This is a genomic window from Paenibacillus sp. J22P59 (genome assembly GCF_059383895.1).
Genome location: NZ_JBXENX010000001.1, coordinates 186,926 through 200,102 on the forward strand (window position 1 = coordinate 186,926; position 13,177 = coordinate 200,102).

General features: G+C 44.3%; 13 protein-coding genes. 9 read left to right on the top strand and 4 right to left on the bottom strand.

Annotated features, from left to right (window positions below; all coding sequences use genetic code 11):
- The first annotated feature begins 1 nt into the window (after position 1).
- The 5 genes from AC50YO_RS00960 to AC50YO_RS00980 all read left to right on the top strand — a co-directional run bounded on the left by AC50YO_RS00960 (position 2) and on the right by AC50YO_RS00980 (position 6,233).
- On the top strand, positions 2 to 1,648 hold the full coding sequence (locus tag AC50YO_RS00960) for a M28 family peptidase (RefSeq protein ID WP_494842160.1): 1,647 nt from the start codon (positions 2 to 4) through the stop codon (positions 1,646 to 1,648).
- 165 nt (positions 1,649 to 1,813) lie between these two features.
- On the top strand, positions 1,814 to 2,650 hold the full coding sequence (locus AC50YO_RS00965; RefSeq protein WP_494842162.1) for a YitT family protein: 837 nt from the start codon (positions 1,814 to 1,816) through the stop codon (positions 2,648 to 2,650).
- A 29-nt stretch (positions 2,651 to 2,679) separates the two neighbouring features.
- Positions 2,680 to 3,423, top strand: coding sequence for a type I methionyl aminopeptidase (map, locus tag AC50YO_RS00970; RefSeq protein WP_494842164.1), 744 nt, complete (start codon positions 2,680 to 2,682; stop codon positions 3,421 to 3,423).
- Between the two features lie 166 nt (positions 3,424 to 3,589).
- Positions 3,590 to 5,050 carry an eCIS core domain-containing protein gene (locus AC50YO_RS00975; RefSeq protein WP_494842166.1) on the top strand — a complete coding sequence of 487 codons (1,461 nt, stop codon included), beginning with the start codon at positions 3,590 to 3,592 and terminating at the stop codon, positions 5,048 to 5,050.
- 37 nt (positions 5,051 to 5,087) lie between these two features.
- Complete coding sequence (locus tag AC50YO_RS00980) at positions 5,088 to 6,233, top strand: hypothetical protein (RefSeq protein WP_494842168.1); 1,146 nt, start codon at positions 5,088 to 5,090, stop codon at positions 6,231 to 6,233.
- Between the two features lie 213 nt (positions 6,234 to 6,446).
- Here AC50YO_RS00980 and AC50YO_RS00985 read toward each other — a convergent pair whose 3' ends face one another.
- Complete coding sequence (locus AC50YO_RS00985) at positions 6,447 to 7,148, bottom strand: hypothetical protein (protein ID WP_494842170.1); 702 nt, start codon at positions 7,146 to 7,148, stop codon at positions 6,447 to 6,449.
- A 113-nt stretch (positions 7,149 to 7,261) separates the two neighbouring features.
- Between AC50YO_RS00985 and AC50YO_RS00990 the strand changes: the two genes are divergently transcribed.
- Both AC50YO_RS00990 and AC50YO_RS00995 read left to right on the top strand, forming a co-directional pair.
- A complete protein-coding gene (locus AC50YO_RS00990) occupies positions 7,262 to 8,035 on the top strand; it encodes a gluconate 2-dehydrogenase subunit 3 family protein (protein WP_494842172.1) in 774 nt (257 codons plus the stop codon).
- Positions 8,036 to 8,055: 20 nt separating this feature from the next.
- Positions 8,056 to 9,771 carry a GMC family oxidoreductase gene (locus AC50YO_RS00995; RefSeq protein ID WP_494842174.1) on the top strand — a complete coding sequence of 572 codons (1,716 nt, stop codon included), beginning with the start codon at positions 8,056 to 8,058 and terminating at the stop codon, positions 9,769 to 9,771.
- 91 nt (positions 9,772 to 9,862) lie between these two features.
- Here the strand turns inward: AC50YO_RS00995 and AC50YO_RS01000 are convergent, their stop codons facing one another.
- Both AC50YO_RS01000 and tatC read right to left on the bottom strand, forming a co-directional pair.
- Positions 9,863 to 10,063, bottom strand: a complete 201-nt coding sequence (locus AC50YO_RS01000) for a twin-arginine translocase TatA/TatE family subunit (RefSeq protein WP_494842176.1) — start codon at positions 10,061 to 10,063, stop codon at positions 9,863 to 9,865.
- An 18-nt stretch (positions 10,064 to 10,081) separates the two neighbouring features.
- Positions 10,082 to 10,819, bottom strand: coding sequence for a twin-arginine translocase subunit TatC (gene tatC, locus AC50YO_RS01005; RefSeq protein WP_494843197.1), 738 nt, complete (start codon positions 10,817 to 10,819; stop codon positions 10,082 to 10,084).
- A gap of 172 nt (positions 10,820 to 10,991) precedes the next feature.
- On the opposite strand from tatC, the gene AC50YO_RS01010 reads away from it, so the two are divergent.
- Together AC50YO_RS01010 and AC50YO_RS01015 are read left to right on the top strand one after the other, a co-directional pair.
- The gene (locus tag AC50YO_RS01010; RefSeq protein WP_494842178.1) at positions 10,992 to 11,390 is read left to right on the top strand and encodes a c-type cytochrome; all 399 of its coding nucleotides are present in this window, start codon (positions 10,992 to 10,994) and stop codon (positions 11,388 to 11,390) included.
- A 137-nt stretch (positions 11,391 to 11,527) separates the two neighbouring features.
- A complete protein-coding gene (locus AC50YO_RS01015) occupies positions 11,528 to 12,115 on the top strand; it encodes a hypothetical protein (RefSeq protein WP_494842180.1) in 588 nt (195 codons plus the stop codon).
- Between the two features lie 23 nt (positions 12,116 to 12,138).
- Here the strand turns inward: AC50YO_RS01015 and AC50YO_RS01020 are convergent, their stop codons facing one another.
- Positions 12,139 to 13,047, bottom strand: coding sequence for a DNA-3-methyladenine glycosylase family protein (locus tag AC50YO_RS01020; RefSeq protein WP_494842182.1), 909 nt, complete (start codon positions 13,045 to 13,047; stop codon positions 12,139 to 12,141).
- Positions 13,048 to 13,177: the final 130 nt, after the last annotated feature.

The following is a 13,177-nucleotide window of genomic DNA, read 5'->3' on the forward strand; positions in this document are numbered from 1 at the left end:
AATGAGTGATCCTCGGATCGTACCATCTGTAACAAAGAAGCCGTTGATTCAACCAAATTGGATAGTTGGAATTATGGTTCCTCTTATCATTGTAGGGGCCATTATTATTGGGTTAATGCCTATTCAGGCTCCACGTGCGCTTGATGAGAATGCGCCTTCCGAGCAGTTCTCCGCAGCGCGTGCACTTGAGAAGCTCAAAGTAATTGCCAAGGAACCGCATTCGCTTGGAGTACCTGCCCATAATGATGTGCGCGATTATCTAGTAGCGGAGCTGGAGGCACTCGGCTTGAAGCCGGAAATCCAACAGGCTGCGGTTCGTTCATGGGATGATCAAGAATGGATCGTTGAGAATATTATCGCTCGCATTCCGGGCACGGATAATAGTAAAGCCATTATGATTGCTGCTCACTATGATTCTGTGCCTGATAGCCCGGCAGCAGCAGATGACGGCGCAGCTATTGCAGCGATGCTCGAGACGGTTCGCAGCTTGCAGGCCTCAGGTCCATTAAAGAATGATTTAATTCTATTGATGACCGATGGAGAAGAAAAAGGGCTGCTCGGGGCCAAAGCTTTTGTAGCTGAGCATCCTTGGGTGAACGATGTCGGGTTAGTTCTTAATTTCGAAGCTCGGGGGAATAAAGGTCCTTCCTTCATGTTCGAGACAAGTGAGGAGAACGGCTGGATCATGAAGGAGTTCATTAAGGCAGCGCCTCAGCCGATCGCGTATTCGTTGATCTATAGCGTATATAAGCTTATGCCTAATGATACAGACCTGACGATATTCCGTGAAAGCGGATTGCCTGGGCTGAATTTTGCTTTTGGCATGGGCTTTAACGCCTATCATGACCCTATAGATACCGTCGACAACTTAGATCCAGAAAGCTTGCAGCATCATGGTGAGTATATGCTCAGCTTGACTAAGCATTTTGGTCAATTGGATTTGAGCCAAGTGGAGCAAGGAAATCGCGTGTATTTCAATCTGCTTGGGTACTCGATGGTTAGTTATCCCGAATCATGGGCGAGCTTATTGATGGCAGCAGGCATAGTGCTCATGATTGCCACGATTTGGCATGGTTTATACAGACAGAGGATGAGCTTGAAAGGAGTATTGGGCGGATTCCTAATGGCCTTATTAAGTGTCGCAATGGTATTTGGAGTGGTTACGCTGATCTGGCAGCTCATCATACGCAGCAGTGTGTCGCCTTCCACATATCGTTCCATGATCTTCATACCTGAAGTCAGCTTCTATGTACTAATTGGCCTACTGTTATTGACGATTGCGCTGACCTCCTTGCTAGTTCGATTATTATCACGATATAATAGGTCGGAGAATATTTGGGGTGGAACATTAGTCTTCTGGACTTTTCTTAGTGTGGCTACCGCATTATATCTTCCAGGAGGCAGTTATTTATTTTTGTGGCCGCTTGTATTCAGCTTAATAGGATTAAATTTGTCCTTGCGGATGCAGCAGAGTACTTGGTCTTTATTGTTATCGCCTTTATTTGCAGTACCGGGAATTCTTCTGTTTACTCCGATTATCTATATGGTGTATTTCATGATGACTTTACAGATGGCTGGTGCTTTGATGGCCATTGTCGCAGTTGTATTCACTCTGCTTTATCCGAGTATTAGAGGAAGAAGCAAGTGAGCAACGTAAGGTTAAGGCAGGTAAGAGCTTAGAATAAACGGCGATCACTTCCCGGTATTCGATGGGGGAGTGATCGCTTCCTTTTTGGATTTTTTAATAAAGTTATATTTCACAAGCGAAGAGGGCAGCATGATTTTGACTACAACAACAGGTGGAAGGTATGTTATGAAAAAAATAGGGTTGGATATGGTTTTTCTAATAATAGGTTCGTTCTTATTCGCTCTGGCGATCAATCTCTTTGTCATTCCCAATGAATTGGGTGAAGGCGGAGTTACGGGCATAACGATCATTCTGTATTATTTATTCCAATGGTCGCCGGGACTGCTTAACTTAATTCTCAATGCTGTACTATTACTGGTCGGTTATAAGTTTCTGGATAAAACGACGACTCTGTATACAATTGTAGCGATTGCTTTCAATTCTTTATTCCTGCACATAACGAAGGATTGGAGTATTGCTTCTAATGAAATAATCGTTCAAGCGATATTCGGAGGACTCTTCACCGGCGTTGGCATCGGAATGATTGTACGGGTAGGCGGGACTACAGCGGGCACTGTTATACTTGCGAGAATGGCGAATAAATATTTGGATTGGAATATCAGCTACGCACTTTTGTTTTTTGATCTGATTGTTGCCTGCTCCGCCTTCTTCATTATTGGGGCAGAGAAGCTGATGCTGACGATTATTATGCTGTATATTGCCACGAAAGTAATGGAATTTATTATAGAGGGCGTAAATCCGAAAAAAGCGGTAACCATTATATCCAAGAAGCATGCAGAGATTGCGGAGCAAGTAAATGTGAAGATGGATCGGGGCGTAACTGTATTATCGGGATATGGATATTACACGAAAGCACCCAAAGAGGTTCTGTACATTGTCATCAGCAAGCAAGAGGTATCTATGCTCAAGAAGATCGTCAAAGCTGAGGATAAAGATGCCTTTATTACGATTCATGATGTCCGTGATGTGTTCGGAGAAGGGTTCGTCGATATCGTGAAATAGCTTTTTACCTGCAAGAGTGGAGGGACGGTATGACTGTAGAATCGCAGAAGGATGTAGATGCGCTCATAGAAATTGGGCGAATTGTCGCAATAACTAGAGACGAAATGAAAAGCCAAGCACAGATTGGCATGACAACGCAGGAGCTGGATGAGATCGGCGGACGTATTTTGAAGAGCTGTGGAGCTTCTTCTGCACCAAAGCAAGCCTTTAATTTCCCAGGCCATACGTGCATTAGTGTCAATAACGAGGTGGCGCATGGCATTCCGGGCAGTCGGAGGCTTATGCCGGGAGATCTAGTGAATATTGATGTATGCGCGCAAAAGGATGGCTATGTCGCAGATACAGGCCATTCTTTTCAATTGCCTCCCTACAAGCAATCTCTGCTTCGTCTTTGTGACGATACCTTTGCTGTAATGATGAAGGTGATCGCTTCGTTAAAGGATGGCGTGAGAATGAATGAGGTCGGTCGAATTATTGAGGCAGAAGCAAAGCAGGGCGGTTACAAAGTGATTAAAGCACTATGCAGTCATGGGGTAGGAAAGGCAGTGCATGAATGGCCGCAAATTCCACCAATTTATAATAGACAGGATCAACGGCTGCTGAAGGAAGGCTTGGTTATTACCATTGAGCCGTTTCTCTCTACTGGAGCTGAACACGTCGTTCAGCAGCAGGATGGTTGGACATTATGTACGCCGGACGGAAGCTTCGCTGCTCAGCATGAGCATACGATTATTATTACAAAGGGCAAGCCGATTATTTTGACTGTAGCCTAAATCCCCGCGAATATCGCAGGGATTTTTTTGTTGGTTTCATCACATATTTATTGTTGTAGAAAAAGATAGGATTCATTAGGTGAATATACATATTCATCCTTTTATAATAAAATAGATGTACTAGAGGTTATCGGGAACAATTGAGTGAATGGAGAGGTGAGGGTACTTGAAAGCAGGCCAACGATTACAGATCAACAAAAACTCGGAAGCGACTTCAAAGCTGCGGCATTTATCTATGCGGAAATCGGCGGTTGAGGCCAGAACGGCTCAAGGGAGGCTTGCACAAGAATCTTCTGACTCTGCATCATACCCTTCTCAAATTGCCCAGCTTCAGCAAGCCATTGGCAATCACGCAGTTGCTCAATTAATGACCGCAAGCGCTAGCTCCCTGTTGAATATGAAGAGTACCATGCCCTACCGATCCCCGATCCAGCGGAAGGAAAATAAGACAGGCATGCCGGATCAGCTCAAATCGGGTCTCGAGCATTTGTCAGGAATGGACCTATCTGATGTGAAGGTGCAATACCGATCTGCGAAGCCAGCGAAGGTGAATGCCTTGGCCTATGCCCAAGGGAATGAAATTCACGTAGGTCCTGGACAAGAACGCCATTTACCTCATGAAGGCTGGCATGTCATTCAGCAACGGCAAGGGCGGGTCAAAGCGACGACACAAACCAACGGAGTGCAAGTGAATGACGAGGCTTCCCTTGAGCAAGAAGCGGATAGAATGGGGACTAGAGCGATGCAGTTGCAAGCAGCTCCTGTTAGCCTACTGTGGATGGGAACGGGAATATCTTCGCAAACCGTACAACGAATGTTTAACGACGATGATTCTGAGGATGAACAAGAACACAAGCAAGTGCAAGTTACCGAGGACGTTAAGCTGATCAGAGAAATTGATTCCTATCGCAACCAATTCGCAGACGATCTTCAGAAGATGAGCGATAAAGAGATTGAGTCCATAATGACGTTGATTGGAACACTCCTGAGCGGGGATAATGAAGATCAATCACTGGGAGCATCTTATTTGCTAGAGACTTATGAAACCTATGCCGCAATGAAGGACGATCTTGGGATCGAACTTAGCGGAGTTCTGTTGGCTGCTATCCAAGAGGCCAAGATTGAGGCAAAGAAAGATATACCTGCATTAAAAGGGCTCAAAGCGATTATGCAAGTGATCAAAGATGGAATTCAACATTCAGGTAAAAAGCCAACTAAGCAAAAGAAGGCGGTGGAGGATGATTTTTTTGAAACACTAAGCATGTTGGAGGAAGTTTCTAAAGCGGACAAGCGCTTGGCTTCCTGTAAAGCTGTCAAAAAGCCGAATGATAAGGTGACTGTTGATGGCAAGGTTCAAAATGCTCTACTAAGTGTATTACGTAAATATAGTGATTTTGCAGACGTGGAGTGGGATACAGAAGGAACTGGCTATAAGCAAGGGATTCAAACCTTATCAAGATTCATGGAAGAGATGAAAGCGGCGTTGGAGAAGCACTGCAAGCCAGGAGATTGGGATGCCTTGAACAACTCAGGATTTCTCTATATATTCAACAACGTAGGGGACGATAAAGTCGTGCATCATTGCCATGGACAAAAAATGAAAATGCTGCAGCTCATGCTCCAATAGGAAAGAGTTTGAATAGTGGGGGTGTTATATTATTTAAATGAAAAGACTACTATATATTGCTTCATTCCTGTTTTTGCTTTGTATTGGATATTCGTTGTATTACGTGAATGAGTATCCGATTGTCAACGACACTTCAGCTATTCAGTCTAGCTTGAAGGAGTGGTTGAATAGAGGAAGCTCCGATCTGATTAATCCTACGATAATCGAAGTTGCGCATTTGGATGATTCCAGTTCTTATATTGTATTATTTCAATTAGACAATCAACAGATTGGCTATTCGCAATTGATTAGAGGACACAATGGCAAGCTCAGAATTAAAGAAGCAAGCCATGGGACGGCCATGGTTTCCTATGAAAGTATTACAACCAATAAAGGCTTATACGGAATACTGATCGGCAAAAATCCGAATTTAATAATAGACCATGTGTCGGCGCAATTGATAGAGGAGCCGTTTGGTTTTATAAGTGAGGTATCCCAGAACGAAAAGTTCTTGAGGTATAAAAAGCTGCCAAGTGATATACACAAAACGGCTCTTGCTGAAGTAACCCTGTATGATGACAAGAATAAAAGGTTTACATTGAATAGTGATCATGATGAGCCGATTACACACCGTCTTACCTCTTCTTCGGATTATGCGCTTAGTGGCAATGTGCAAGGTTCAGTCGGCTATGCTGACTTTATCGTAACGGGATATTATGAGAAGTTTCTAAAAGAGTTCGCTTTGGGTGCACAGTATAACAGTGAGGTATATTCGTTCAAGGTAGAAGAGTCACTATTAGGTGATGTTGAGGGAAGCATTAACGTTGCTATTCCAAGTTATGAGCATAGGAGCCAAACGATTGCGGGCAATGATTTTGAAGCAAATGTTGGCATACCTAACTATGTGAAGCCTGATTTTAATAAAAAATATATTTTGTTTTTAAGCTACATGAATTTTTCCGATTTATATGGTCCATCCGTTCTTCCTAACCACATTGAGCTGGATGGCAGCAGGGCAGTCACGTTGAAATATAATTTAGATGTCACTGCAGAAGATGTAAATGTAAAAGGAGATAGAGCGATATTTAGTTTCGGGGATTTGAAAATTCCGATAAATGACAAGATTACAGGAATGAATGAGGAAGAGCTATTCGAGCAGATCAAAGCTGAAGTAGCTAGGAAGAAAGCTCAATTAGTTGAATAGCGAAATTTGAAATAATAGTATGCTTCAGTACAATAATGGATGATGGAAAATGAAACAGACCTCACTAGCACACTCTTATTGTATTGAGATCTGTTTTTGCGCTTACAAAATGAAGTGGAAGCCCGATTTATTCGTCCGTCGCTTCTAAAAGAAGACTGTTCATTCAATCAGAATGAACAGTCTTCTTTTTTTCAACGATAGTGCTGACAATAACTATTTCTTGTTCTCAGCCAGTTCCAGCAGTTTCCTTAGGTCGGCTGCTTTTTGCCTTGGAGTCGCGTTGCTTGATCCTTCGCGCAGCTTCTTGATGGTTTGTACAGCAGCGGGGTTATTCAAAGCAACAACATGGACTTGATTGCCCATCACCTCTTGAATGTGCTTGGCAGCTTTGCTTAGGTTATTGTCAGAGCCATTCATCGTTCCGTAGGTGCCGACCTTATGACCAGGATCTCGTCCCTTGGCAGAGAGACCTTCCGTACTGCTCAGCAGCTTCTGCTGCAAGGGATCATATTGCGATCCGGTCAGCTCTTGTTTGTCGGACGCGATGATGACCTGATCGTCAAAGACGAAAACAGATACGCCATTGATTCCAGCGCTGCTTAGACGAGATTCCAGATGCGACGTGAAGCCATTGCTATGCAAGCTGGAGCTGCCAATTAGGCTATATACGGAGCTGCCAAGTCCGTAGCTGGTGCCGCCATGCTCATTCGTCGTATTCGTCTTGATACGATCAACGCTTGGAATAATGGCATTGGTGTTTGTGGTCATTTTTGTACGATTTTGGACATGATAAGGATCAGAGTAGGTTAAGGACTTGGCTTCCATCTGATCTTTGGTGGCGTTGTTTGCACAAGCGGTTAATCCGACAAGGCTTCCGACTATTAAGGCATAGGAGCATAATTGTTGAATTTTCATGATCATCCTCCGTTCGATAAGTTCCTCCTTAGAATCACCTTTTTCGCGCAAATGTATAATCATTAATTGATGGAAAATAATAAACGGGAATGATAGGAAGGGAGACCAAGCCGATGGATAAAAAAGAACCACAGAACGATGGTGTGAACAGTAATGTAAAAGAGCCTTCGCGCAGACAATTTCTTGTCAATACTGGTTTTGCTCTTGGCGGTGTTGTATTAGGAGGGGCAATCGGCACTTTGATCAAAGGCAAGGGCAAGGAAACTGCGCCTGCACCTACTACGCCACAAACCGAGGCTGCAGTTAATTACAACCAAGCGTTAATGTTCTTCAATCAGCAGCAATTTGCGATTGTTGAAGCTGCAACTGAGCGGATTTTTCCAAAAGACGATCAAGGTCCAGGCGCGAAGGAGCTTGGAGTCGCATTTTTCATCGATCATCAGCTGGCGGGGGAATGGGGCTTCAATGCAAGAGACTATATGTCACCACCGTTCTATACAGGTGAGAAGGTTCAAGGTTACCAAGGCCGATTGAAGCGCAGAGAGATGTATGAGATTGCTCTTCGTGAAATTGAAAACTACAGCCAAGTGAAGCTAAAGAAAGGGTTCGTTGAGCTTAGCGGGGAGGAGCAGGATCAAGTACTGAAAGCCTTTGAGTCTGATGAAGTGAAGCTAACAACGGTGTCTGCGAGCGGTTTCTTCCGAATTTTGCGCAGCAATACGCTCGAAGGGGTCTACAGCGATCCTTTATATGGCGGCAATGCGAATATGAATGGCTGGTCGATGCGTAATTATCCTGGCAACCAGATGAGCTATGCCACTATTATCGACAAAGAATTTACGAAAATGCCTCCAAGCAGCCTTCAACAGCATATGGCGGGACATTAGCACAAATAGGAGGAATAGTTATGGCAAAGAAACTGCCGAAAACAGATGTTGTTATCGTAGGGGTTGGATGGGCTGGGGGCATTATTGCAGCTGAGTTGACTCGAAGCGGGCTGAATGTCGTTGGTTTGGAGAAGGGCAAAGAGCGTAAGACAGAGGATTATTTCATGGTGCATGATGAGCTGCGTTATGCGCTTCGTTATGATTTGATGCAGGATTTATCCAAAGAAACGATAAGCTTTCGAAGCAATGAGAAAATACGCGCTTTGCCTATGCGTCAATATGGTTCCTTCTTAATTGGTGATGGATTAGGCGGCTCAGGTGTCCATTGGAACGGACAGACGTTTCGGTTTCTCCCTTATGACTTTCAAATCCGCAGCCAAACGATTGAGCGCTACGGCAAAAAGAAAATTCCTGACGGCATGTCGATTCAGGATTGGGGTATTACCTATGACCAGTTAGAGCCCTATTATGACAAGTTCGAGAAAATGGCGGGCATAGCTGGCGAGGATAATCCGCTTGGCGGAAAAAGATCTAGTGCCTACCCGGTGCCTCCTATGAAGAAGACGCCTTCTATGCAGCTCTTTATTGATGCCGCTAAAAAAATGAAGCTGAATCCCTACATGATGCCATCAGCGAATTTGACGGATACGTATACGAATCCAGACGGCATATCCCGCGCCGCTTGCCAATATTGCGGGTATTGCGAGCGATTCGGCTGTGAATATGGAGCCAAGGCGGATCCAGTCGTTACGGTTATTCCTGTTGCCAAGCAAACGGGTAAATTTGAGATTCGGACCCATTCACAGGTCCGTCGCATTTTACATAACGGGAATAAGGCAACTGGGGTGCTCTACACCGATGTGACGACTGGCGAGGAAATTGAGCAGCCGGCAGATATTGTAGTTATGACGAGCTATGTTTTCAATAACGTGCGGTTATTACTAATGTCGGACATTGGGAAGCCTTATAACCCAAGTGATGGAACAGGTGTCATCGGTAAAAACTATGCTTATCAGGTCATTAAAGGAAATGCGGCTGGTTTCTTCGATGATAAGGAATTTAACAATTTCGCAGGTGCGGGAGCACTTGGTGTCAATCTGGATGATTATAATGGCGATAACTTTGATCATTCGGACCTGAAGTTTTTACATGGCGGTTCGATCTCTATCTCACAGACGGGTCAAAGGCCGATTCAGAATAACCCGGTTCCATCTGGTACCGCAACGTGGGGAGCTGAATTCAAGGAGAAGTCTATCAAATATGCCAATCGGACCTTATCCGTCGGCGGGCAAGGCTCTTCAATGTCATTCAAGCATCATTACCTAGACCTCGATCAGACTTATAAAGATGCGTTCGGTGACCCTCTGCTCCGTATCACATTCGACTTCGAAGAGCAGGATCGTGAGCTCGCATTATATCTTGCCAAGAAGAGCGGCGAAATTCTCAAGGAAATGGGCGCAAGCCATGTCGATTATGCCAAAGAAATCGGGCCGTACGATATTATGACGTATCAGTCAACTCACAATACGGGAGGAGTTATTATGGGCGATAGCCCGGATAACTCGGCCGTGAACAACTATTCGCAAATGTGGGATGTGGACAATCTCTTTGTTGTAGGTGCCAGCTCATTCCCGCAAAATTCGGGTTATAATCCGACTGGGACGGTAGGCGCGTTAGCTTACCGAGCAGCGGAAGGGATAATCACCTATACGAAAAAGAATGGGTTGCTCGTCTAACCTGACTGGCAAATAAACAAACGAATAAGGACCGTATCCTGATGCTTCGAGGATACGGTCCTTATTCTTTCGAACAATGGATAAGCGGGGCTTACAGCAGCTTCTTAGGTTCTTCTTCCTTCACGGTCACGGTCGTATGCTCTTCTTCCATAATACCTTTAGTCGAGCTGCGGAATTCTCTTAGCGTATCTCCGAAGGCTCTTCCTAACTGAGGCAGCTTAGAAGGTCCGAATACGATGAGCGCAATCAATAAGACGATAACGAGCCCTGAGACACCAATGTTATTTAGCATGTTGACATTCTCCTTTTTCTAACTATTTGTTGATAATACCGGTTGAATGCGGCGTTTGTAATACCTCATAGCTATGAGGACACTTATTTCGAATAAAGCTAACAACGGAATGGTGACAGACAAGTGAGAGACGAAATCAGGCGGGGAAATACAAGAGCCTATAACAGCAAGCGCTACATAAGCGTATTTCCGGGTATGGCGAAGCCTCTCTGGCGTTAAGAATCCGAGTCGAGTCAGGAATAAAATGATCAACGGCATCTCGAATGCAATGCCAAGCGGCAGAACCACATTGAACATAAAGGAGAAGTAACGGTCAATCCCATAGGTCTCGACAGCTCCGATGCTCTGATTCATTGTGTTCATGAATCGGATCATCATAGGGAAGACGAGAAAATAGCTGAAGGACGTTCCGATTAGGAACAGCAAGAAAGAGATTGGAACATAAGCTAATGTGCCTTTGGCCTCCGAGTCTGTCAAGCCAGGCCTTATGAAAGCCCATGCCTGATAGAGCAGGACAGGCAGCGTGAACAAGATGGCAAATAAGAAGGCACAGCGGAGATAGATGAAGAGCCCGTCTGTGAAGCCGAATACATTCCATTCGATTGGAACGGCTGCGGGCTGGCTCTTGATATACAATAAAATTTGCGGCGAGAGATATAGGCCGCCACTTAACGTAACGACGAAGCAGCCGATTACGATAATTAGGCGTTTTCTTAGCTCGTTCAAATGTTTGATTAGATCACTATTTATGTTCATGTTATCCTCCGTCAATTCACTGTCATCCGGCCGATTGGATAAGGTTAGGATAACCATTCCTTCTGCTCTTATTCCACAAGCTGGTTTCATTTGTATTTCTTTTGAATGTTCTTGTAAGTTTGGGGGAAGCTACATTCATCCAGAAAGAGATATCATAAAGGAGGAGTTTAAGGTGAAGCTTAAATTTAGTCTGTATGCCGTCCTAATTGTGGCGGTACTATCGTTACTTGTGTCAGCATGTGGCGGGAAGAATACGAACAATGAGGGCAATACTGGCAGTACAACACCACCAAGTAATACACAAGAGCCAACTACAACCGGAGAAGCGGGCGGTGGAGGGGCGGTATCTGCGAATGCGGAAGCGGTCTACAAGCAAAACTGTATTGCCTGCCATGCGGTTGACCTTAAGGGCGGCGTCGGCCCTAACCTGGAAAAGGTAGGAGCAAAGTATAGCAAAGAAGAGCTTACTACCCTTATTACGAATGGTAAAGGCGGAATGCCTGCCTTCAAGAACACACTGAGCCAAGATGAGATAGCCTCACTTGCTACGTGGCTGTCGGAGCATAAATAAAAGCAATACAAAAACAGGCTTAGGATAAGAGGCGAAGAGGCCCTTATCCTAAGCCTGTTTTGCTTATACCGAGAAGAACACAACCTTTTTATCCTTTGAAGCGTCTTTATATAGTAGTGATTACAGGAAAATAATTAATGACTTGGATGTTAAATTGGGGGATGCAAATGAAGCGTTATTTCAGCCTGCTAACGGTTATTTTTGTTGTTTTTATTTGTTCTGTTGTGCTGTATAGTCATCAGGTCAAAGTGAACCATGGAACGAAAATGAAACTAGAGGGTATAGTAGGCAGTTCACTATTTAGAATAATTAGTGAATACCAATTAGATTCCGATTCTATATTGTCTAATCAAACGGATAAACTAACGATAGATCATCTGCAGGATGTAACGATCAGGCTTACTGCTATTCAGGCCTATTCCGAAATCGTGGATGAAGCTACCTCGACCTTTGTATTAGAGTCAATGGCTGCAAGTATGCTCGACATCACAGACAGCATCATGACAAGCTATAGCAAGAATAAGCAGTTCACTGAAGCCGATCAATTGAAATATGCCACATTGATGACAGAGATCGAAGGGCTTATTCCTTTAATCTATGAAGCGTATTATGTGCCGGAAGCGATTGAAGGAGCAGAAGCTACGTTAAAGCCCAGTCATAAAAAAGAATTAGTAGCTCTCAAAGACCGTCTAAGCCATTATGTTCAATCGCTTCAAGCAGAATAGTTCTTGGATCAAGTCAAGTAAGTTTAATACAGGAATCGCCATAAATAAAAGGTGGCATACGATTCCCAGTTGGCCCAGTTCGAGGATAGCTTTAAAATTTCCGCTTTGGTAGGCTTCATCTCAGCACCCGTTAGATGCTTGATCGCATTATGCAGCCCGACATCATCTATCGGAAAAGCGGAAGGAAATCGAAGGCAGCGCATGAGTACATAGTTAGCTGTCCAAGGTCCGATTCCACGAATGCCAACAAGCATTTTCTCAGCTTGTTTAGCATTGCCTACATGCAACAATGACGCTTTGGTAAGACTTCCTTCTACCATAAGCTTTGCTACACCAATTATATATTCGCATTTCTTCACAGTAATTTGGAGCGCTCTTAGATCTTCGACTGTTGCACATGCGATAGCATGCGGTGTAGGAAACAGCCAATAACGTTCGCCTTGCTCCTCTACCTCCTGTCCGTAGCTTTCGACGAAACGCCTCTTCAATGTATAGGCAAAGGAGAGGTTGATTTGCTGTCCGAGGATTCCCCAGCAGATCGCCTCGAATAAATCAGGAATGCCTATATTGCGAAGACCATAAAACGAATCCACCGCTTGCCCCAGCAGCGTATCGGACTCAGCTAAGAGGTAGAAGGGACGCAAATCATTGTCGAGGTCGAACCAATCCCGGACATATGAGATGATTTCGGCTCGAACCGATTGTTTGGTGGCTGACAAGGGCTGCGCATAACGAATGATAATATCCCCGCCAGCATCCTCGCTTACTTCAATTACAATTATGTTTTGCTCGATGGACAAGGCTTTGTAGATTCGATCCTTTTTGATTCGGTACATGCATTCATTAGCGGTATTAGCCATATAATTGCGATTCGCAGCGAATCGGAACTCTTTGGGCACAGGCAGATGTATTTTTTGTACATGCTGGGTCACGGGTCACATATCCTCCATTTCGTTAGTTACAGATATACTATTAGTTGTACCATAGAATGATTAATCGTGATTTCGATATCTTGCTCTTCCATTCGAAAAAGCTTACAGAGTATCGATGCCAAGGGTATAC